18 protein-coding genes and 1 tRNA gene are annotated in these 22,522 nt (G+C 54.3%); 11 read left to right on the forward strand and 8 right to left on the reverse strand.

The genetic code is table 11. The features are described 5' to 3' along the window. Positions 1-2: 2 nt before the first annotated feature. Entirely contained in the window at positions 3-1,556 is a 1,554-nt protein-coding gene (locus JAO79_RS13290) for an arylsulfatase (RefSeq protein ID WP_199007744.1), read from the reverse strand. Between the two features lie 114 nt (positions 1,557-1,670). On the opposite strand from JAO79_RS13290, the gene JAO79_RS13295 reads away from it, so the two are divergent. From JAO79_RS13295 to JAO79_RS13310, 4 genes are all read left to right on the forward strand, one after another. Next, positions 1,671-2,366 carry a Crp/Fnr family transcriptional regulator gene (locus tag JAO79_RS13295; RefSeq protein WP_199007745.1) on the forward strand — a complete coding sequence of 232 codons (696 nt, stop codon included), beginning with the start codon at positions 1,671-1,673 and terminating at the stop codon, positions 2,364-2,366. A 229-nt stretch (positions 2,367-2,595) separates the two neighbouring features. Beyond that, the gene (locus tag JAO79_RS13300; protein WP_199007746.1) at positions 2,596-3,498 is read left to right on the forward strand and encodes an alpha/beta hydrolase; all 903 of its coding nucleotides are present in this window, start codon (positions 2,596-2,598) and stop codon (positions 3,496-3,498) included. Then, the gene (locus JAO79_RS13305) at positions 3,498-4,853 is read left to right on the forward strand and encodes a WS/DGAT/MGAT family O-acyltransferase (RefSeq protein WP_199007747.1); all 1,356 of its coding nucleotides are present in this window, start codon (positions 3,498-3,500) and stop codon (positions 4,851-4,853) included. Before JAO79_RS13300 ends, JAO79_RS13305 begins: the two co-directional genes overlap by 1 nt. Before the next feature lie 193 nt (positions 4,854-5,046). After that, a tRNA-Pro gene (locus JAO79_RS13310) sits at positions 5,047-5,123 on the forward strand. A gap of 55 nt (positions 5,124-5,178) precedes the next feature. Here the strand turns inward: JAO79_RS13310 and JAO79_RS13315 are convergent. Further along, positions 5,179-5,865, reverse strand: coding sequence for a response regulator (locus tag JAO79_RS13315; protein WP_199007748.1), 687 nt, complete (start codon positions 5,863-5,865; stop codon positions 5,179-5,181). After that, on the reverse strand, positions 5,862-7,457 hold the full coding sequence (locus JAO79_RS13320; protein ID WP_199007884.1) for a sensor histidine kinase: 1,596 nt from the start codon (positions 7,455-7,457) through the stop codon (positions 5,862-5,864). The genes JAO79_RS13315 and JAO79_RS13320 overlap by 4 nt, the downstream gene beginning before the upstream one ends. A gap of 230 nt (positions 7,458-7,687) precedes the next feature. Between JAO79_RS13320 and JAO79_RS13325 the strand changes: the two genes are divergently transcribed. From JAO79_RS13325 to JAO79_RS13335, 3 genes are read left to right on the forward strand one after another with little or no spacing between them, the layout of a single operon-like run. After that, entirely contained in the window at positions 7,688-8,665 is a 978-nt protein-coding gene (locus tag JAO79_RS13325) for a Bug family tripartite tricarboxylate transporter substrate binding protein (RefSeq protein WP_199007749.1), read from the forward strand. Then, positions 8,662-9,108, forward strand: a complete 447-nt coding sequence (locus JAO79_RS13330; protein WP_199007750.1) for a tripartite tricarboxylate transporter TctB family protein — start codon at positions 8,662-8,664, stop codon at positions 9,106-9,108. Before JAO79_RS13325 ends, JAO79_RS13330 begins: the two co-directional genes overlap by 4 nt. Continuing rightward, on the forward strand, positions 9,108-10,634 hold the full coding sequence (locus JAO79_RS13335) for a tripartite tricarboxylate transporter permease (RefSeq protein WP_199007751.1): 1,527 nt from the start codon (positions 9,108-9,110) through the stop codon (positions 10,632-10,634). The genes JAO79_RS13330 and JAO79_RS13335 overlap by 1 nt, the downstream gene beginning before the upstream one ends. Positions 10,635-10,691: 57 nt before the next feature. Here the strand turns inward: JAO79_RS13335 and JAO79_RS13340 are convergent, their stop codons facing one another. Further along, a complete protein-coding gene (locus JAO79_RS13340; RefSeq protein ID WP_199007752.1) occupies positions 10,692-11,255 on the reverse strand; it encodes an NADPH-dependent FMN reductase in 564 nt (187 codons plus the stop codon). A gap of 146 nt (positions 11,256-11,401) precedes the next feature. Continuing rightward, the gene (gene putA / locus JAO79_RS13345; RefSeq protein ID WP_199007753.1) at positions 11,402-15,028 is read right to left on the reverse strand and encodes a bifunctional proline dehydrogenase/L-glutamate gamma-semialdehyde dehydrogenase PutA; all 3,627 of its coding nucleotides are present in this window, start codon (positions 15,026-15,028) and stop codon (positions 11,402-11,404) included. 200 nt (positions 15,029-15,228) lie between these two features. Here putA and JAO79_RS13350 point away from each other — a divergent pair, with 200 nt between their 5' ends. The 4 genes from JAO79_RS13350 (at position 15,229) to JAO79_RS13365 (ending at position 19,408) form a co-directional block, all read left to right on the forward strand. Then, positions 15,229-15,681 (forward strand): winged helix-turn-helix transcriptional regulator, encoded by a 453-nt coding sequence (locus tag JAO79_RS13350; RefSeq protein ID WP_199007754.1) that lies wholly within the window; start codon positions 15,229-15,231, stop codon positions 15,679-15,681. Then, positions 15,681-16,796: a CdaR family transcriptional regulator gene (locus tag JAO79_RS13355; RefSeq protein ID WP_199007755.1), complete on the forward strand. Its 1,116-nt coding sequence runs from the start codon at positions 15,681-15,683 to the stop codon at positions 16,794-16,796. The genes JAO79_RS13350 and JAO79_RS13355 overlap by 1 nt, the downstream gene beginning before the upstream one ends. 127 nt (positions 16,797-16,923) lie before the next feature. After that, a complete protein-coding gene (locus JAO79_RS13360; RefSeq protein ID WP_199007756.1) occupies positions 16,924-18,267 on the forward strand; it encodes a GntP family permease in 1,344 nt (447 codons plus the stop codon). A gap of 1 nt (position 18,268) precedes the next feature. Further along, entirely contained in the window at positions 18,269-19,408 is a 1,140-nt protein-coding gene (locus tag JAO79_RS13365) for a glycerate kinase (protein ID WP_199007757.1), read from the forward strand. A 71-nt stretch (positions 19,409-19,479) separates the two neighbouring features. Here JAO79_RS13365 and JAO79_RS13370 read toward each other — a convergent pair whose 3' ends face one another. Genes JAO79_RS13370 through pheT form a run of 3 tightly spaced genes read right to left on the reverse strand, consistent with a single transcriptional unit; the run spans position 19,480 to position 22,504 of the window. Next, positions 19,480-19,845, reverse strand: a complete 366-nt coding sequence (locus JAO79_RS13370) for a MerR family transcriptional regulator (RefSeq protein ID WP_199007758.1) — start codon at positions 19,843-19,845, stop codon at positions 19,480-19,482. Continuing rightward, on the reverse strand, positions 19,826-20,128 hold the full coding sequence (gene ihfA / locus JAO79_RS13375) for an integration host factor subunit alpha (RefSeq protein WP_022989370.1): 303 nt from the start codon (positions 20,126-20,128) through the stop codon (positions 19,826-19,828). Before ihfA ends, JAO79_RS13370 begins: the two co-directional genes overlap by 20 nt. 3 nt (positions 20,129-20,131) lie before the next feature. Beyond that, positions 20,132-22,504, reverse strand: coding sequence for a phenylalanine--tRNA ligase subunit beta (gene pheT, locus JAO79_RS13380; RefSeq protein ID WP_199007759.1), 2,373 nt, complete (start codon positions 22,502-22,504; stop codon positions 20,132-20,134). Between the last annotated feature and the right edge of the window lie 18 nt (positions 22,505-22,522).

Below are 22,522 nucleotides of genomic sequence, written 5' to 3' on the forward strand. Positions count from 1 at the left end.
TCCTATGACTTATCATAGCCTAGGTAGTGTTCCATGATCTGATCAATGGTGAACGATGCGGGGCGCTGTCGAGGCGGGTAGTCCTTGAACGTTTCGAGGAACTGTTTTACTCGGATCACACCAGGGATAGCCCGAGCCATGAGCTTTTTATCGAGCCAACGCTCATACATATTCGAATTCTGGTCCGCCCGCTCATAAGGATCCTGTCTCAGATTGAACATTTTCGGAATTCTCAGTTTCACAAACGGATTTCGCCACACCTCAAAGGTTTTCGCACGCTGTTCTGCGAACACCAACTTCCAATCTCCATCGCGAAGACCGATGATGTCGCCGTCATCACTCGCATAGATGAACTGCGAACGGGGCCCATTGCCTACCTCTCCCGTCAGGTACGGCAGGAAGTTGTACCCATCAAGGTGAACCTTGAAGTTTTTTCCGTCCGCCTCATGGCCTTCCAATAGTTTTTGCTTGATATCCGGCACACCGACCGCCGCCATCAGCGTAGGTACCCAGTCCAGATGCGCAATTATGTCGTTGGAAATCGCGTTTGCTTCAATATGCTCTGGCCAGCGAACAAAGGCCGGTACCCGAAACCCACCTTCCCAGTTGGTGTTCTTTTCGCCGCGAAACGGTGTAATACCGGCATCAGGCCACTGATTGAAATGAACACCGTTATCGGTCGTGTAGAGCACAATGGTGTTATCTGCAATACCCAGCTCATCCAGTTTTGCCAAAAGTTCGCCGACTTGATTGTCGTGTTCAACCATACCGTCGTTGTAAAACCCCTGACCTGAAAGCCCCTTAGACTCTTCCTTAATGTGGGTGTAGTAATGCATTCTGCTCGAGTTGAACCATGCGAAAAAAGGCTTGCCATCGGCATGGGATCGGTCAATGAAATTCAGCGTAGCTTGCAGGAACTCCTCATCAATCGTCTCCATACGCTTGGAGTTCAACGGACCAAGATCTTCTACTTTTCCATCCGCACTGCTGCGGATAACGCCGCGAGGAGTGACCAACTCCGCAATCTTGGGATCTTTCGGCCATGCCGGGTCTTCGGGAGCTTCTTCAGCGTTTAGGTGGTAGAGGTTGCCAAAAAACTCGTCAAAACCGTGATTGGTTGGAAGAAATTCATCGCGATCACCCAAGTGGTTCTTGCCAAACTGACCAGACACATAACCCAAAGGTTTCAGTAGCTCAGCCAAGGTCGGATCCTCGGGCTGAATACCGACAGCAGCGCCCGGCACTCCAACCTTAGTCAAGCCGGTTCGTATAGGGTGCTGGCCCGTGATAAAGGCCGAACGACCAGCCGTACAGCTTTGTTCACCGTAATAGTCGGTAAACATCATGCCCTCATTGCCAATTCGGTCGATGTTTGGGGTTTTGTAACCCATCAGCCCATGGCTGTACTTACTGATGTTGGTAATCCCGATATCATCGCCCATAATCACCAAGATGTTAGGGCGTTCTGCCGCGTGCAATGTTTGAGCCACTGCAGCCGTTAGAATGACGGTAAGGCTTGTCAAAATCTGAGTCAGCCCGGTTCGCTTCTTGTTCATGTTATTCTCCCGTAGAAGCCTAGCTGTTAAAAACGCATCCAATTTGTCGGAGCAAGGTTTGTCAGTCTAGTTCGAAAATAAAACGAGAGACCGTCAACAACCGAACAATCTACTATGTCAGAGAAACTTGAATTTCTTTCCCGTTGTGCCCTATTTTCCGGGTTTCCGCAGTCCGCCCTGAAAGAGGCGGCGGAAATCTGCATCTACCGGGAATTTTCTGAAGAACAAGCTCTGTACGCCGGAGGGGCCCATAGCAAGAGGTTAACCATTGTTGCTTCTGGTTCCGTACGTATAACGTCATTCCTGCCTTCAGGACGAGAATCAATTCTGGCCATTATTGGAGCAGGAAACTGGCTCGGCGATGCCATTTTTAGCTCAGTGCCAGCCAGAGTTTATGGGGCCACAGCCCACGAGGCTGTCCAAGTTCTGGAATTCTCCGAAGCTCAGATTAAAAGCTTGCTCAAACGTTACCCTCAAGGTTACCCCGTTATCGTCGACCAACTGGCCAGCAGATTGTGCGCCGCCATGTCGATCATTGAAGACGACACCGCCAGGAATACCCCTGCGAGAATTGGCCGGCGCCTGCTGATGCTCAACATGTTCCAGGGTGATGGAAAAATCACGAGCCAGCCGGTTACGCTTCGCCTAACCAGGGAACAGCTCGGAAATATGATTGGCATAACTCGCCAAGCCGTACAAAAAGCCATCCGGGTGTTTGAGGAAGCCGAGCTGATAAGCTTGGATTATGGCAGTATCAAACTCGAAAACCCGGCACGCCTAGAGACGTTCCTTACTCAAATGGACCGCTAGCTCTCGAGACTAAGTGAGCCCTACTCGGTGGCGCCAAATGGCAAGAAGCTGACACTGTAAGAAAACCGACCTCGTTCGTTTGTTCATCATACTCCCATCCATATCACGACACTCAGGATGGGCATCGGTGAAAATAACAACTTACTCAACAACCTTCTCTCGAGATCAACTTCGACTTTCTTTCAGATCCAAGGTCTTCCTTTTTTGCCTTCGCGGAGGCATACGACCATTGCTCGCCTTTGTCATGCGAGGCAGCGCTACTCGCGTGGCCAACATGCAATTACACATTGCGGCACGTCTTCCGAAACAAACCCAACCGATTGACTACGATTACCACTACTGGGGCATAGGGGACACCGCTGTACCAGGCCATACCATGGGAGCCCCATTCGCAGAGTCAGACCGACCGGTTGTACTCTGGTTACATGGCGGGGCCTTTGTTTTTCCTACCATGCCAGACGGTCACTTACTCTTCGTTAAACGGCTATGTCGCTCCCTGCTCGCAGACGCATTTGTGCCAGACTACCGACTCGCGCCTGCAAACCCATTCCCTGCCGGGCTGGACGATTGCGAACGTGCCTACCGACTCTTGCTCGATTCCGGCGTCGCCCCCGGAAAAATTATTATCGGGGGCGAATCAGCCGGTGGGAACCTACTGGTTGCACTGCTTCTACGACTGCGCGATGTTGGACTTCCCCTGCCTGCCTGTGCTGTATCTATTTCGCCAATTCTCGACATGGCGCGACTCCACGGCCCAACGTCACGAGCAGCCAATGCCAAGACGGATGCCATGTTGCCACTCGGTGCCCTGGCACACGCAAGGGACTGGTACGTAGGAACACAAGACGCTGCCAATCCGGAAATATCACCACTAATGGGTGACTTTCAGGGGCTCCCTCCACTCTTGATTCAAGCTAGCCATGAAGAGGTACTCAGAGACGATAGCGTGCTCTTTGCCCGAAAAGCCAGTGAGGCCGGCGTTGAAACAGAGCTGGCACTTTGGCCATCAATGCCCCATGCATTCCCGCTGTTGGAGGAGTGGATCCCAGAAGCAAAATCCGCTCGACACGACATCGTTCGCTTTATCCAGCGACACCTAGATCCGAAACGCTCTGGCCACGAGGCAAAATAATGACGTACAAAAGACTCTCCCCGATGGACTCCGCATTCGTTCAGCTTGAAAGCCCGTCCGCTCCTATGCATGTTGCAGGCCTGATGGTTTTTGAGAAACCAGAAAAAGGCGGTGACGAATTTGTTAAAACCATCGTCGAAGATTGGCGCAGAGAAACCCGAATCTGTGCGCCCTGGAACCAGAAACTTCGCTCGCCCTCTCGATGGCAGTTGGCCCCCAGTCTTGAAGACACTTTTGATCCAGATCTTGAATACCATGTCCGGCACGTTTCGTTGCCCGAGCCGGGAGGGGAGCGGGAACTGGGGCAGATGGTTGCGCGCTTGCATAGCCAGCCAATGGACATGCGTAAACTGCTGTGGGAGTGCAATTTCATCGATGGTCTGGCGGACAACCGGTTTGCCATTTTCGTCAAGTTCCATCACGCAATCGTCGATGGAATCAGCGCCTCAAACCTGCTAATGCGAGGGCTTTCAGATAGTGTGAATGACCTTCAAATGCCGCCATTCTGGGTTCACTCGGCACCTGATAAGCCTTTCCAACCGTCAGCACTCTCCATCCCATCGGCTCAATCGATTATTGGCACCGCTGGCAAGATCATACGGCTCTTCCGAAAAGATGAGCACCTGACAACTCTGCGCTCTGCACCAAGAACAGCCATAAACGGACAGATCAGCGCACAGCGCCGATTTGCCACTCATGCTTTCGAGCTTGATCGATTGAAAGCGGTTGCCAAGCAAGCTGAAGTCACACTGAACGATGTGGTGGTGTCTCTAGTAGGAGGTGCGCTGCGGCAGTACTTGCAAGAGAAGACCGCTCTGCCCTCAGACAGTCTGACTGCGGCTATCCCCATTTCCCTCCGAGCAGAGGGGGATCAAAGTGTCGGGAATTCGGTAGGAATGATCTACGGCATGATTGGTACGAACATCGCAGATCCGGCCCTGCGACTAGCAAAAGTGCATGAATCCGTAGCGCTCGCAAAAGAGCAGATTCTTAGTCTGGAACCGGAAATGCGAGTGCCATATTCCATCCTAAGCATGGCTCCCTCCATTGCCGCCATGATGACCGGTGTGGCAAAACACCTTCCTCCGATGTTCAACACGGTTGTGTCAAACGTCCCCGGAAGCCGGAAAGAGATGTATTTACGCAGTGCACGCCTGTTGCACCTATATCCCGCCAACATTGTCTTTCCCGGATTAGCTGTCAGCTTTACCTGCTATAGCCATGCAAATCATTTGAATGTGGGGATCATCGCCTGCCGCGACACCCTTCCGCACATGCAACGCTTAGCCTCGGGCCTTGAAGATGCCTTGGCAGATTTAGAGGAGGCTCTGAACTTCGGTAAAGCTATACATTAGCGTGCGCGATTGCTTGAGCGCACCGGACACCTTTGAGACACCCAAATTCATCCTGAAACTAAGAGAAACGAAACTGCGTTAATTGTTCTAAAGAAAGTCGCCCGCCACCTGTTTATTTTTATTTGGCGCTGGCGTATACTTCGCTCCCGCTAAGCCACTGAGATAAACTTTTTTCTTGGCGGTGAGCAGTTTACGGGGCGTAGCGCAGCTTGGTAGCGCACTTGCATGGGGTGCAAGGGGTCGTAGGTTCAAATCCTACCGTCCCGACCAGAATTCCCTACTCAAAGCCTGGATCGCAAGATCCGGGCTTTGTTGTTTCTGGCCCTCACTCGGCTAATTGATACCGCCTTTCCGGCCGGCCAACGCTGCCGTAAGTCACTTCGGCCTCCAGCTTTCCTTCTCCAACCATGTATTCAAGATAACGTCGCGCGGTTGTCCGCGAAGCCCCAATGGCACTGCCCACCGCTTCTGCGCTCCACGGTTCGCCATCACGGATCACGTCCTGAATTTTTTCAAGCGTCAGAGCGTCGATACCCTTGGGTAACCGGCCACTTGCCGCTTGAGCTTCTTCGTCACTGGCACGAGGTATCAACGCGTCCACTTCACTCTGCGCCAGCTGATTCAGTCCCGACAAATGCTCAAGCCGGGCACGGAAGCGGTTTACTGCCTCTTCCAGACGCTCAAACACCAACGGCTTTAAAATGTAATCGCAAACACCCCCTCGCAATGCGCTGCGCAGGGTATCCACTTCCTTGGCCGCAGTAATCAAGATGACATCGCTGCTGCTGTCTTGCGCTCTGAGCTCTCTTAATAAATCCAGACCACTGCCATCCGGAAAATAGACATCCAACAAAATCAAATCCGGGGCCAACACTTCCGCAAGGTCACGAGCATCGGCCAAACTGTGGGCAATACCGCAAAGCTCAACATGATCGAGCCGCTCAACAAACCTTCGCTGAATTTCCGCAATCTGGCGGTCATCTTCAGCGATCAATATCCGAATCGTGTTCAATGGGCGCTCCTGAGTTCCGGAACCTTGGGTAAATATAAAGTGAACCGACTGCCAATGTCAGGCAGGCTTTCAACCGTTATTGAGCCTCCCCAACGATCAAGAAACTGACGCACCAGATACAACCCATAGCCGTGCCGTTTCCCTACACCCGGCTTACTGGTAACGCCTTTTTCAAAAATCCGGTCGCGCTCGCTCTCAACAACCCCCGGCCCTTGATCATCCACCTCGAAGATCAACTCCTGGCCAAGGTCGGTCATCGAGAGCGTCACTCGCCCTCCCTCACCTGCGTGCTGGCGCGTTGCTTCCAGCGCGTTATCGATCAGGTTGCCCAACACACTGACCAATTGATCTCTGGGCATGGCATCGGGAATATCACTCATCTGACTGCCCGGGTCTATGTCGAGGTGCAGCCCCATTTCCCGGGCCCGGTTATATTTACCCAACAAGCAACCGGCAATAACCGGGTCGGGCACTGCCTCCAAAAGCAGATGAATCAAACTCTGGTGGTCGCTGGTTTCGCGACCAATCAAATTCAATGCATCGTCGTGAGCGCCAATTTGAATCAGGCCAGCAATGGTGTGCAGCTTGTTGGAATATTCGTGGGTTTGGCTGCGCAGTGTATCCGCATACTGCTGTATACGAGTTAGCTGCTGGCTGACATGGTCCAACTCGTCTCGCAAACGAAAACTGGCCACCACACCAATGACCTCGTCACCCTGTCGAACCGGTAGCCGGTTAACCACCATTTGCCGGTTCCTGAGCCAAACTTCCCGGTCAAACTCCGGAATACCCGTCTTCAGCACCGAGAGCAAATCGCTGTCGGGCAGAACCTCATGTATGGGCTGATCAACCAGCGAGGTACCGGTATCGAAACCCAGTGTTTCAAGCGCTGCCCGGTTTACCGTGGTGATGATGCCTTCTCTGTTAACGGCAATAATGCCTTCACGCACTGACTGCAGGGTGGCGTTGCGCTCCTCAAACAGGCGGGCAATTTCCTCCGGCTCCAAACCAAAAATCTCCCGTTTGAAACGCCCGGCAATCACGACCGCAATCAAAATGCTGATCAGCAGCATCACGCCCACAATGCCATAGAAAACAAATTTGTAACGCTGAATGGTATTACCGACCTGGGCAACGCTATAGCCAACCGATACGATCCCGATGATCTCTCCGGTTGAAGGCGCAATGACCGGCGCTTTTCCCCGCACCGTATCCCCCAAGGTACCTACCGCTCTCGACACATAGCCGCGTCCGTTTTTCAGAGCTTCGCCGCCATCATCTCCGTCGTCATCTGCCATTGAGCGGCCGATTCGATCTGGAGAAGGATGCGCCAGCCGAATCGCGCGTTGATCGCCAATCACGATGAAGAGGGCTTCGTTGGTAGCTGCCATCGAAGAGGCCAGGCGATTCAACGCCTCGGTATCACGCTGCTGTATCCCGGAGACAACAGACGGTGTGGCGGCAACCGTTTTCGCCACCATCAAAGCACGCTGACCAATTTCGCTGTACAGCGATTCGCTCAGGTAGTACCCCGCCACCCCTCCAATCAAGGCGGTTTGCAGGGCGCTGACCAGAGCCAACGTGAGAATCATTCGGGTTTTTAGTCGGGTTTTTCTTGCCACAGGCTTATCAGATCTTGTTGTCATTCAGCCGTGAGATTAAAGCACAAAGGGCCGTTTTGCCCGTGAACTTTATGAACTTAATGGCCTTTAGGTTTTTTAAAGGCAATACGCTCACAAACTTTTTAGCAAAATGACCAGCTTTTAATCTACAACAAGAGCTCCTCCGGAGTGCCGAAAACAACAATCGAAGGACCACATTCATGTTTATCAAACGAACCCTGAGTTTCGCAGCAGCAGCCGCTTTCAGCATGTCCGCCATGGCTTGGCAGCCTTCCGGCAAAGTCGAATGTCTGGCGCCAGCCGATCCGGGCGGCGGCTGGGACTTTACCTGCCGCAGTGTTGGCAACGTAATGCAGTCACTCAAGCTGGTCGAAGGCACGGTACAGACGATCAATATGGCTGGTGCCGGAGGAGGCGTTGCCTACGCCCACACGGTCAGCAAACGTAACAAAGACGACAAACTTATCGTAGCGGCTTCAACGGCCACCACCACTCGCCTTGCACAAAAGCAATTCCCCGGTCTGGATGCCGATATGGTGAAGTGGGTCGGTGCATTGGGCGCAGATTACGGCATCATTGCCGTGGGCAAGAACTCTCCTTATAAAACCCTGAACGAGCTGTTTGAAGCCAGCAAGGCAAATCCTCGTTCGGTTAAATTCTCCGGCGGCAGCGCCCGTGGCGGCTGGGATCACCTGAAGGTCCTGATTGCCGCGAAGGCGGCCGGGGTCGAGAACCTGCCGTCTATCCCCTATCTGTCGTACAACAACGGCGGCGAAGCGATGACCCAGGTAGTGGGTGGGCAAGTTGATGCCTTTACCGGCGACATCTCCGAGGCGACCGGCTTTATGGAATCCGGCGATTTACGGGTACTGGCGGTACTATCTGAAGAGCGCCTGCCGGGTGAGTTCAGCGACATTCCCACCGCCCGAGAGCAAGGCATTGATGCCCTTGGGCCTAACTGGCGCGGTTTTTATATGCCCAAAGGCGCCAGCGATGAAGCCAAGCAATACTGGGTTGAAGCCATCGATACCCTGTACGCCAGCCCGGAGTGGAAAGAGGTCATGAAGAGCAACGGCCTGATCCCCTTCCATCCGGATGCCGACCAGTTTGAAGACTTCGTCCATCAACAGGTGCAGGACATCAACAACCTGTCTCGCGAAATCGGGTTGATGAAATGACTGGATTGAATGACCGCTTACTCGGCCTGGGCCTGTTGGTCCTGGCCGTTGCCTACGGCTGGGTCGCGCAGCAGTGGCCAGAACCGTTTGGCGGCTCCCATGGCATGGGGCCCGAAACCTTCCCGACCATTTTGTCGTTCATTCTGGTCATTGGCAGCCTGTACCTGATGGTAAAACCGGATCCGGACACTCCGTGGCCGTGGGGCAAAACCGCTCTGGAACTTCTGTTCTCAGTGATCGTTTTGGTGATCTACGCCCTACTCCTGGAACCCTTGGGGTTCGTAATCTCCACTACCCTGACCGTTGGCGCGTTGAGCTGGCGCATGGGCGCCCAGCCACGCAGTGCGTTTCTGACCGGCTTAATCAGCGCGGTTGTGGTGTACGGATTGTTTAATTACGGTTTGTCTCTGAGCCTGCCCGCTGGCCTGTTGGAGTTTAGCTAATGGAAACTCTCGGATTTTTGATCGACGGGTTTGCGGTGGCTCTCACCCCGTACAACCTTATGTACGCGTTATTCGGCGCTTTTGTCGGAACGTTGATCGGCTGTCTGCCGGGGCTCGGGCCCGCTAACGGTGTCGCCATCCTTATTCCTCTGGCATTCACGCTGGGATTGCCTCCGGAAACCTCCATGATTCTGCTGACGTCTGTGTACGCAGGAGCTATGTACGGCGGCCGGATCTCATCAATCCTGCTGAACATCCCAGGCGATGAACCCGCGATGATGACCTGCCTGGACGGTTACCCGATGGCACAGAAAGGCCGGGCGGCCGATGCCCTGGCAATCTCCGCCATTGCGTCGTTTTCCGGCGGTCTGATCGGCACCATTGGTTTGATCATGCTGGCCCCCGTACTGGCGAAGTTTGCCCTGACCTTCGGCCCTGCTGAGTACTTTGCGCTGTTCGTACTGGCTTTTGCCACCCTCGGCGGCATCACCGGCAAGAACCCGATGAAAACTGTCATCGCGGCAGCACTTGGCATCATGATCTCCACCGTGGGTATCGACATTTCTACCGGCACCCAACGCTATACGTTTGGCGTTCTGGAGCTTTACGAGGGGATTGATTTCATCCTGGCTATCGTAGGTCTGTTTGCGATCTCCGAGCTGCTGTTTTTCGTCGAGTCACGCCTGGGTAGTGGCCACAAAAAGGTGAACGTGGGCAAACTGACGCTGTCCTTTAAAGAACTGATCACCACGATCCCCTCTCAACTTCGTGGCGGCGTTCTGGGCTTCATCGCGGGCGTGTTGCCCGGTGCCGGTGCTTCGCTGGGCAGCTTTATCAGCTATACCCTGGAAAAACGGGCAGTTGGCAAGAAGGGCAACTTCGGCAACGGTGATATTCGCGGGGTTGTCGCTCCTGAAGCCGGCAACAACGGTGCGGCATCCGGCGCCTTGGTACCTATGCTGACACTGGGCGTTCCGGGCAGCGGCACAACCGCCGTTCTTCTGGCGATGTTGATTTCTCTCAACATCACTCCTGGCCCGCTGATGTTCACCCAGAACGCGGATATTGTCTGGGGTGTTATCGCCGCCCTGTTGATCGGTAACGTACTGCTGCTACTGCTCAACGTTCCAATGATTGGTGTGTTTGTCAGGCTACTGTCGATACCGCCGATGTTCCTGCTTCCCATCGTCACGATGGTGGCGTTTGTCGGTATCTACTCCATCAGCAACAGCACCTTCGATCTTTACTTCATGGTGGCGTTCGGGGTCGCCGGGTATTTTCTGCGCAAACTGGAGATACCGCTGGTGCCGATCATTCTCGGCTTGCTATTGGGGCCCGAGATGGAGAAGAACCTGGGCCATGCGCTGATTCTGTCTGACGGTGACTGGAGCACACTCTGGAGCAGCCCGCTGGCTCTGGGTCTTTGGGTGGTTGCCGGTTTAGGTCTGGTGCTGCCAGTGATTGTCGGCCCACTCCTGAGGCGACGCATGAAATCGGCGATGACTGAAAACCCGGTTAGCGACTAGTTACCGCTTTCATTCACCATAAAAAACCGGGCAGCAGCCCGGTTTTTTACTTGAAGCTTAACGCATCGTTTTCAGCGCTTGCGCCCACTTCTCCAGCTCTTCCAGCATTGCGTTTGCAGATTGCGTATGCACATCTTCAGCCTGGAACTTGCGCTTCTCGTCCAGCTTTTCCCACGGCATCTGAACCATAACCCCCTCAGTCATTGGCATCATTTTCACCGTGGTCACCAATTGTTTGGCCGTTTGTGCTGAACGAAGGCCGCCAGACACGCCGCCGTAGCTTACAAAGGCACACGGCTTGTAATTCCATTCGTTGAACAGGTAGTTAACCGCATTAATGAAAGACGGTGGCGGGCAGAAGTTGTATTCCGGAATCACGAATACAAAAGCATCGGCCTTGGACACGCTCTCTGACCAAGCCTTAGTGTGATCATGCTCGTACTTCTGCATGCGCGGGTGATTCGGTTCGTCATAAACCGGCAGGTTAAAATCTGCCAAGTCCACCAGCTCACTGTCAAATCCACCCTGCTCATTAGCAGCCTTGTTGAACCACTCTGCGACGGAAGAGCCGACGCGGCCCGGGCGGGTACTACAGATAATGGTTTGAAGTTTGAGAGACATAGCCATCCTTCCTTTTTACTTCAAAATTTCAGTTTGTAGGACCACTATAAACAGAGCATTCATTGAATTAAAACGAAGAAAACTGCAGCATCTATTCAGTTTTTCTGAATAGATGCTGCGCTTGGAGAGGATTGCGTTGATGCGAGTTATTCCGCTGAAGCGATTAAGCTGGCGTTACCTCCAGCAGCGGTGGTGTCGATGCATAGGTGGCGCTCAATGACGTAACGCTGATCCAGCTTGTGCTCAGTGATCACAGGCAACAGAGCACCATCCCGTACAGCCAGCGCTTCACGGTAGCGCTTGAGTAACGGCTTATCCGCCACACTCACAACCGCCTCGTAGCCGCCAAGCTGAGTCAGGGCTTCGGGCTCCAGCAAACCATCACAGGCGATAACCGGGAGGCCCGCGTTAATTGCACGCGCCAGCGCTTTTTCCGCGCCCGGAGCAACCACCACAACCTTGTTACCCTGCGACATGGCCACGCCAGCCTGCTCAACGGCCGAGTCAGTATCCGGCCCCAGACACAAGACAACGCCCCGAGCGTGGCAAGACAGATGGTTTTGCTCACCCGTCGGCCCTGGCATTTCTTCATGGCCGAGATCCAGCGGTGCCGGAACCTCACCAAAGAACGGACTGAGTGCCTGCTGACGGCCTTCCGGAGCGGGCACATCGAGCTTGGCCAGCTGATCGATCAGCTTCTGCACCTTTCGAGCGCCAACGGCTTTGCCCTCACCCGCGGCCTTTTCAACAACGTCGCCCTTAATAAAGCGGCGCACATATTGCGGGCCACCCGCTTTCGGGCCGGTCCCAGACAATCCTTCACCACCAAAGGGCTGAGAACCAACAATAGCGCCAATCTGGTTGCGGTTAACGTAGGTGTTACCCACCTTGATTCGGCTGGCAATGTGCTCGATACGGCGATCTACCCGGCTATGAATGCCGAATGTCAGGCCGTAGCCTTTGGCGTTCACCGCGTCCACCACTTTGTCGATATCCTTGGCTTCAAAGGTAGCCACATGCAGCACCGGGCCGAAGATTTCTTCTTCCATTTCCTCAATACCGCTGACTTGCAGAACTGCAGGCGAGACGAACATACCTTTTTCCGGCACCGGCAGCTTTTTGAGCAATTTGCCCTTTTGCTCGTATTTTTTGCAGTGATCGTTGATCTTTTTACGAGATTCCTCGTCAATCACCGGCCCCACGTCAGTGGAGAGCTCCCACGGGTCGCCAATACCCAGCTCTTCCATGGCGCCGTAGAGCATCTCCAGCAAGCCATCGGCAATGTCTTTCTGCACGTAGAGCATACGCAGGGCTGAACAACGCTGACCGGCACTCTGGAAAGAGGAAGCCAGAACGTCACGCACCACCTGTTCCGGCAATGCCGTGGAGTCCACAATCATGGCGTTCATACCACCGGTTTCGGCAACCAGCGGTGCATCCGGAGCCATGTTTTTGGTCATTGCCTTGTTGATGAGTTTGGCGGTATCGGTACCACCAGTGAAACAAACCCCTTCAATGCGCGAGTCCGACGTCAGCGCAGCACCCACGGTGCCACCGTCGCCCGGCAGGAGCTGGATCGCGTCTTTCGGAATACCAGCTTCGTGCATCAACTCAACCGCACGCACGGCCAACAAAGAAGTCTGCTCCGCAGGCTTGGCCACCACGGTATTTCCGGCTGCCAGGTTAGCCAAAATTTGACCGGTAAAAATGGCCAGCGGGAAGTTCCAGGGCGAGATACAGCAAATCACACCACGGGCTTCTCCGGCATCCTTATAACGAATACCTTCGTTGGCGTAGAACATGGCGAAGTCCACCGCTTCACGAATCTCGGCCACGGCGTCAAACAAAGACTTGCCTGCTTCCCGAGTCGTCAGTGCGAATAGCTCATCCACGTTTTCTTCGTAGAGATCCCCCACCTTACGGATCAGCTCAGCACGCTTTTCTGCCGGGACGGCCGCCCAGTCTTCGAAACCGTTACGGGCCGCTTCGACAGCGGCATCCACGTCTGCTTCGGAAGCATAGGTAATCTGACCCACTACGTCGTCCAGATCAGCAGGGTTGCGAACATCTACTACCTCGCCACCCTTTGCTTCGGTGACCGTTACGGGACCACCCTGCCACTGGTGTGTTTTATACTTGCCTCGCCCTTCGTTCAGCTCGGCCACGGTGACGGGATCGGTCAAATCCCACCCCTTTGAATTACGGCGCTGCTCGCCGAAGATATCCGCCGGCTTCACGATCATTTGGCTGGAAACATCGCGACCCAGCGCATTCACGGCATCAATCGGGTCTTTGGCGATCTCTTCCGGGGTAATGCTGGTATCGACAATCTGGTTAACGAAGGAGCTGTTGGCGCCATTTTCCAGCAACCGGCGAACCAGATAAGCCAACAAATCTTTATGTGCACCCACCGGGGCGTAGATCCGGCACGGAACGTTGCTTGCTTTCAGTACTTGGTCGTGCAGAGACTCACCCATGCCGTGCAAGCGTTGGAACTCGAACTTTTCTCGACTCAAATCTTTCGCCAGCTCCAGAACCGCCGATACCGAATGCGCGTTGTGGGTGGCGAATTGCGGATAGATGCGGTCGGTCATGCCGAGCAGTTGAGTGGCGCACGACAAGTAAGAGACATCACTGCAGGCTTTACGGGTAAACACCGGAAAGCCCTCAAGCCCCATCACTTGAGCGCGCTTGATTTCGGCATCCCAGTAGGCGCCTTTCACCAGACGCACCATGATTCGGCGGTTGTGTTTTTCAGCCAGTGCATACAGCCAGTCGAGGGTCTGTGAAGCTCGCTTGGCGAACGCCTGAACCACCACGCCAAAGCCATCCCATCCATCCAGCGCTGGATCGGCAAAGATGGCTTCGATGACATCCAGAGATAGGTCCAGACGATCCTGCTCTTCCGCGTCAATGTTGAACCCCATGTTCGCGGCAGCCGCTTTTTTGGCCAGCTTCAGTGCTCGGGGCACCAACTCGTTCATTACCCGTTCTTTCTGACCATACTCGTATCGGGCCAGCAATGCGGACAGCTTCACCGAGATGCCCGGGTTGGTTCGAACGTCGCCTTCACATCGTTTGCTGATACTGTCGATGGCGGTGGCGTAAGCCTGGTAATAGCGCTCGGCGTCGGCATCGGTGCGAGCGGCTTCACCCAGCATATCGTAGGAATAGGTATAGCCCTGCTCTTCCATTTCCCGGCCATTTTCCTGGGCTTCTTCAATGTCTCTGCCCAATACGAACTGGCGGCCCATTTCTTTCATGGCCTGACCGGCCGCCACCCGAACCACGGGTTCGCCCAAACGTTTCACCAAGTGACGCAGGGTGTCGCCTACACTTTGACGCTCAGAATCCTTCAGCAGGTTGCTGGTCATCAGCAACGCCAGAGTGGCGGAGTTGATCAAGCCGGATTTCGCTTTACCGACGTGGGCACCCCAGTTGCCAGACGTAATTTTATCTTCAATCAAATCCTGGATAGTAAAGTTATCGGGCACCCGCAGCAGCGCTTCCGCCAGGCACATCAGTGCCACACCTTCTTTGGTGGTCAGCCCGTACTCAGCCAGGAATTTTTCCATAATGGTAGGCTTGGCGTTGTCACGTACATCACGCACCAGCTCTGCTGCTCGGGCAGAGATCGCTTGGCGGGTTTCATCAGACAACTGAGCCTGCTCAATCAGTCGGTGGATCACCTCATACTCGTCCGCCAGATAGTTATTGCGTAGCGCCTGACGAATTTCGTGGAGCTCTTTTGCCGCGGATTGCTGCACACTCATGGTTATGCCTCCTGATTATTGGAATACTGGCCGCATTGTAGCGAAGGCGGTATATTCTATTTTCCTATTAGACACCTTTATCCGGACTTATTTCCTTTAATTGGACCATCATCGTTATCAAAAAAACTGCATATCCATTAAAATTAGGAAAACCGGCTTAGAAAGGCCTATTTCGATCGCACACAACAAGGATAGCAGCCATGTCGGATCTCGATAGAATCGACCTTGCCATCATCCGGGAACTGCAGAACAACGGGCGCATTACCGTTACCGATCTGGCTTCCCGGGTGGGCCTGTCCAAAACCCCTTGCCAAATACGCATGCGGCGCCTTGAAGAACAGGGGTACATTACGGGCTATTCCGCCATGGTGAATCAGACAAAACTCGGTCATTCTCATGTAGCCTTTGCTCAAGTAACCCTGAGTGATACCTCCAGCAAGGCTTTGGCCGCATTCAACAACGCCGTCAAACAGATCTCTGCAGTGGAGCAATGTCACATGATGGCCGCTAATTTTGATTATCTGCTGAAAATCCGCACACGGAACATGGCCGAGTATAGACAAGTGCTGGGGGAGCAAATCTCCAACCTGCCCCATGTTCTGCAAACCAGTACCTTTGTAGTCATGGAAAACGTGAAAGACCGGGGCCTCTAATGACCACTCTTGATCGAGCCACCGCTCAACGCATCGTGGACCGCGCCATGCCCGTAATCGGGCATTCCGTCAACGTGATGACTCCGGACGGCATCATTATCGCCTCGGGTGACTCTCTGCGAGTGGGCGCCATACATCAGGCGGCTCGGCAAGTGGCCGAAACCTGTGCACCGGTAGTGATAACCGAGCAAGACGCTTGCCGATATACCGGTACGCGAGCGGGCGTTAATTTGCCGGTTGAAGTAGCGGGCAAGATCGTCGCGGTTGTCGGTATTTCGGGCACGCCGGAAAAGGTATTGCCGTTTGCGGATCTGGTAAGGGTGACGGCCGAGTTGATACTGGAACAGGCATCTTTGATAGAAGTCAGCCGCCAACGCCGGCACCAGATTGAAAACACCTTACTGGCATTACTGAATGGCGAAGCGGTATCGGAACACTGGCTTGAGCAATTATCGATTGACCTGAGTAAACCGCGGATTGCCGTGGTGCTCGAACCGGGTCAACCGCACCTGCCCTGGCTAACCGATATCGTCACGCTAGCCCGAGATCTGGAGCGGACTGACCCCGAGGCACTAGTGGTTCAGACTCCGGATCAGAAGATCGCTTTCTTTTTTACCGATAGATTGCCGCAAGATGCCATGAATGCCGCAATCGCAAGGCTTCCGCAGAATCTGGAAACGGCAACATCCGCGGCTACCGGAGCCATCTTCACCAACAATCTGCAAGCCTGCTACGAGTCAGCCGAAGCGGCCTTACAGGCCGCCAAGCAGCGCTCTCCGGCGCCTGTTCGTGGGCATTACGAAGACTTTCCGCTGGCGACACTCTGGCGTAGCCTGCATCCGACATGGCAGCAAGAGCAACTGAACCAGGCGCTTCGCGCTCTACTCAACCATGCCCGCAGTGATCAATACCTCAAGACTCTTCGCGCCTTCATTTCCTCCGATGGAGATATACAGCGGTGCGCCCGGCAACTTCATCTGCACCGTAATTCAGTACGGTACCGCCTAAAAGGTATCAAGGCGTTGACAGGCCTGTCGCCTTTCCGGCTTGAGGACCTGGCGCTTCTCTACCTGGCAATGGAATCCAATCACTCTTTTATGCGAACGAACAATTAAGTCGAGCAAAAATAGAACAACTCTGTTCACATGCATAACGAAATCTTGCCAATCAGCTCTTACACTTAGCACCACATAACCGGCCACAGAGTCGGTGTCACAATCGGGTTGATTCTGGAGATTTCCAATGCATCTGGTGCTGATATTGGTCGCGGTTATAATTTTTATTGTGTTCGCGACCAGCCGACTAAAACTGAACCCCTTTATTACCCTGCTGCTCGCCTCGTTTCTGGCCGCTTTTGCCTTCGGCCTGCCGTTGGCAGACATCGAAAAAACCATTCGTGCCGGTTTTGGAAATATTCTGGGCTACATCGGCCTGGTGATTGTTCTGGGTACCATCATTGGTGTGATTCTTGAGCGCACCGGTGCTGCCATTGTGATGGCTGAAAGCGTGGTCAAATGCCTCGGTCAGAGGTTCCCGACACTTACGATGTCCATCGTTGGTTTTATTGTCGCCATCCCTGTGTTCTGCGATTCCGGTTATGTGATTTTAAACAGCCTTAAACGCTCCATGGCGAGAACGCTCAATGCTTCCCCTGTAGCCATGACCGTTGCCCTGTCTACGGGCCTGTTCGCCACCCACACTCTGGTTCCACCAACCCCCGGCCCAATTGCGGCGGCAGGAAACCTCGGCCTGGAAAACAACCTGGGCATGGTCATCGGAATCGGTTTGGTGTTTGCGATCATCGCGGCTTTTGCCGGCCTGTTCTGGGCATCCCGCTGTAAAGATCTACCCAGCACGGAACTCGAGCAGGCAGAAGAGGCATTCCAAGAGGCCAAACAACATTACGGCGAACTGCCTTCCGCCACCAAAGCGTTTGCTCCGATCTTTGTGCCAATTTTGTTGATCTGCACAGGTTCCGTTGCCAACTACCCAACCGCACCGCTCGGTGATGGAATGGCGTATGACATTCTGAACTTTCTCGGCAAGCCGTTGAACGCTTTGCTTATCGGTCTTGGATTTGCACTCACACTGTTGCAAGGCAGAAACAAGTTTGAAGAGTTTGGTCGCCACACCAGCAAAGGGCTGGAAGTAGCAGCGCCAATCATCCTGATTACTGGCGCCGGTGGTGCGTTCGGAGCGGTTCTGGCGGCAACACCGCTAGGTAGCTACCTCGGCGATACCCTATCGACTCTGGGCTTGGGCGTCATCATGCCGTTTATCGTCGCGGCGGCACTAAAGTCGGCTCAGGGTTCGTCTACCGTAGCACTGGTGACCGCGTCTGCATTGGTTGCTCCGTTGCTTCCGCAGCTCGGACTGGATTCCGAGCTGGGCCGGGTACTGACTGTTATGGCGGTGGGTGCCGGGGCGATGACGGTCTCTCATGCCAATGATAGCTACTTCTGGGTCGTGTCACAGTTCAGCAAAATGAACGTTGCCACCGCCTACAAGTCTCACACCACAGCAACGCTGGTAATGGGGCTGGTGACCATCGCATGCGTGTGGCTAACCTCACTGGTGGCCTTATAACATGCGCGTCGTCATTGCTCCTGATTCGTTCAAGGAATGTCTGGCCGCCGATCAGGTTGCCAGAGCGCTGGGCCGGGGCTGGGCAAACGCTGCGCCCCGAGACGAAATCATTGAAGTGCCTCTGGCCGATGGTGGAGAAGGGACAACCGTTGCGCTAACGGAAGCACTGAACGGAACATTGCATTCCGTCACTGTAACCGGGCCACTGGGAGACCCCGTCGTCGCCCGTTATGGCATCGCAAATGACTCCGATACAGCGATTATTGAAGTGGCCGAAGGAAGCGGCCTGCACTGCGTGGCTCCTGACGAACGAAACGCCCTGATGGCCTCAAGTTATGGCACAGGCGAATTGATGCTGGAAGCACTGGAACACAAACCGAAAGTCCTGGTTATGGGGCTGGGCGGTAGCGCCACAACGGACGGCGGAGCCGGAATTCTGCAGGCACTGGGAGCGAAGCTTCTCGACAAGAACGGTAACCGTATCCCGGCCGGCGGCATCGGTCTGGGCAAACTCGCCAGTCTGGACTTGCAACCAGCCATTGATGCTCTCGGAGACACCCGACTGGTTGTTGCCTGCGATGTCAACAACCCGTTGACCGGCCCCAAAGGTGCCGCCGTTGTATTCGGCCCCCAGAAAGGCGCCAGCATCCAACAACTCATTAAACTGGACACCAATCTGGCTCACTTTGCCCGACTGGCCAAAAAGCAGGGTTGGGATATCGCCAGCTTCCCTGGCAGCGGCGCAGCCGGCGGCATAGGGGGGATGGCGGCCGGCATTCTCGGCGCTCAACTGCGCCCCGGTATCGAGCTTGTGATGGAAACCGTCGAGCTGGAACGCCACATCCAACATGCGGATCTGGTAATCACTGCCGAAGGAGCCATCGACAACCAAAGCGCTTACGGAAAAACTCCCGCCGGTGTGGCCCAGATGGCCAGGAAACACGGTGTGCCGGTGGTCGGCTTTGCCGGCATGCTGGGCTTGGATTTCTCTGCCCTGCAGGCACAGGGCCTGACTGCAGCATTTTCGATCACTCGGGGCCCTATGGAGCTCCAGAGCGCCTACGCTCAAGCAGAGACCAGCCTGGAACAATGCGCGGAACAACTTGCTCGGCTTACCCACGCTCTAAGAAAGCACGATTAAAAGCACTTAAACGAAAAAAGCCGAGACGATTAACGTCTCGGCTTTTCTGTAACCATACCGGCTGCTGTTAATTAACGGGCCGGCGCATTCAATACATCCAACACTTCTTCCAGCTCGGTAATCATCTGTCTAATCAGTTGCTTGTACTGCGAGGTGTCGTCTTTCACCTCGGAGCTACTTAGCTTTTGCTTAGCGCCGCCAATGGTGTAGCCCTGATCGTACAGCAAACTGCGAATCTGACGGATGGTTATAACATCGGCACGCTGATAATAACGACGGTTACCCCGGCGCTTGACCGGTGCGAGCTGTGGAAATTCCTGCTCCCAATACCGCAGAACGTGTGCCTTTACGGCGCACAGCTCAGCAACCTCACCGATGGTGAAATAGCGTTTACCCGGAATAACGGGGAGCTCGTTGTTATGACTCGGTTCCAGCATACGTTTCTACTTTTTGTTTCAGTTTTTGGCCGGGCCTGAAGGTAACGACGCGCCGGGCGCTGATCGGAATCTCTTCGCCCGTTTTGGGGTTTCGCCCGGGGCGCTGCTTCTTGTCACGGAGGTCAAAGTTGCCGAATCCTGACAACTTGACCTGCTCATTGTGACTGAGAGCACCTCTGATCTCATCGAAGAAAGCTTCTACCATTTCTTTGGCTTCCCGCTTGTTCAAACCTAACTCTTCGTACAAGCGCTCTGCCATATCCGCTTTCGTCAAAGCCGCCATCCGTCAACTCCTCAGTGTTGCCCCCAGCTCTTCTTTAAGGGAATCGATCACCCCGTTGAAGAGCGTATGCACTTCGTCTTCATTCAACGTGCGTTCAGGGTGCTGCCAAAACAGGCTCAGAGCCAAACTGCGATTGCCCTCACCCAGACTTTCGCCTTCGTAGACATCAAACACACGCATATCTGTCAGGTGTTCGCCGGCTTGTTTACGAGCTACCTCTTCAACCTGTGCGAACGATACGTCGCTTCCGATAATGATAGCCAAATCTCTTCGAACTTCCGGGAATTTCGAAACATCTTTGAAATTAGGCACATATCCGGTCACGATCGAATTCAAGAATAGCTCAAACATCAGAATCGTGCCATTAAGTTCAAGGTTTTTCTGCACTTGAGGGTGCAAAGTTCCCAACCAGCCGACACTTTCGCCATCGCGAAGCAATTCTGCGGTTTGGCCGGGGTGCAATGCAGGGTGCTGGCTAGCCCTGAACTGAATCTCAATACCGAGCACCTGGAACAGGCTTTCCAGCTCGCCTTTTACATCGAAAAAGTCGGATGCACGGCGACCGTTGGTCCAGTTTTCCGGGTTCTGGTTGCCCACCACAACACCGGCCAACATGGGTTGCTGATCGATCTCGTCACCATCTTTCACAAAGCGAAGGCCCGTCTCGAACAAGCGGATTCGAGGTTGCTGGCGATTCTGGTTGTGTTGCACCGTCTTCAAAAGACCGCTCCACAAGGTGGTGCGCATAACCGACAAATCTGCAGAAATCGGATTCGCCAAGGCAATGCCCTCGCGCTCCGGATCAACCAACTGCTGCACTTTCGGGTCTACAAAGCTATAGGTAACGGCTTCCTGATACCCTTGGGCTACAAAGAAGTTACGAACAACAGACAACGGACGGGTAGCTTCTTCCCGAACACTCAAACCCAGCGAGCCCGTTGGCTCTGTGACCGGCAGGTTGTTGTAGCCATAGATACGCCCGACTTCTTCAATCAAATCTTCTTCGATTGAAATGTCCGGACGGAAACTGGGTACGCTGATGCGCCAGCCGTCTTTCAGAAGCTTCTCAACACGCAAGCCGAGCCTGGACAGAATTTCCTCAACGGTGGTGCGGTCAATCGCCAAGCCCAGCACATCAGCCAAGCGCTTCTCGCGGAGATCCACAGTTTTGGCCGCGGGCAGATCTTCCCAACTGACCACCTCAACAATCTCGCCCGGTTCACCACCAACGATGTCCATCAGCAGGCGAGTCGCGCGTTCCATTGCCTCGCGCGGCAACTCATAATCCACGCCACGCTCGAACCGGTGAGACGCGTCGGTATGTAAACCGTAGTGTCGGGCCTTTCCAGCCATTGCAATGGGTTCGAAATAGGCCGATTCCAGAACCAGATCCTGAGTCTTTTCGTTGACGCCCGAGTGCTCCCCGCCCATCACGCCAGCAATGGCGATCGGCTTATCGTGATCGGCGATCACCAGAGTTTCAGCCGTCAGTTCAACTTCCTGACCGTCCAGCAACACCAGTTTCTCGCCGGCTTTCGCCATTCGAACCACGATGCCACCGGAAACTTCTTCCCGGTCGAACGCATGCAGAGGCTGGCCGAGTTCCAGCATCACGTAGTTCGTCACATCAACCGCTGGGTCGATGGAGCGAATGCCGGAACGACGCAGTTTCTCCTGCATCCACAGCGGCGTTTCGGCTTTCAGATTTACGTTACGCAGAATACGCCCCAGATAACGGGGGCACGCTTCCGGTGCTTCGATACGAATCGCCGGAACCTCTGAATGAACCGCCTCAACCGGCTCGATTTCAGGGGCTTCCACCACCGAGCTATTCAGTACACCTACTTCGCGGGCCAACCCTTTGATTGACAGGCAATCACTGCGGTTGGGGGTCAAATCAACATCAATGGCGATGTCGTTCAGCTTCAGGTAATCCACCATGCTCTGACCAACCGGAGCGTCGTCCGGCAATTCCATCAAGCCATCATGACTTTCAGACAGCGCCAGTTCCGATTCAGAACACAGCATGCCTTGAGACGGCTGACCGCGCAGCTTGGCTTTTTTAATCTTAAAGTTACCCGGCAGCACTGCGCCCACTTCGGCAAACGGCACCTTCAGCCCTTCGCGCACGTTCGGTGCACCACAAACAACCTGTACGGTTTCGTCACCATTACTGACCTGGCAAACGCGGAGCTTGTCGGCGTCCGGGTGCGCTTCCACAGAAACCACTTCACCCACGATTACACCGGAAAACTCACCGGCTACCGGCTCAAATCCGTCTACTTCCAGACCAGCCATGGTGATCTGATCCATCAATGCCTGGGAATCTATGCCCGGATTAACCCACTCTCGCAGCCACTGTTCACTGAATTTCATCGTTCTAGCCTTGTCCTG

Source organism: Marinobacter litoralis, from assembly GCF_016427555.1.
Lineage (GTDB): Bacteria > Pseudomonadota > Gammaproteobacteria > Pseudomonadales > Oleiphilaceae > Marinobacter > Marinobacter litoralis_A.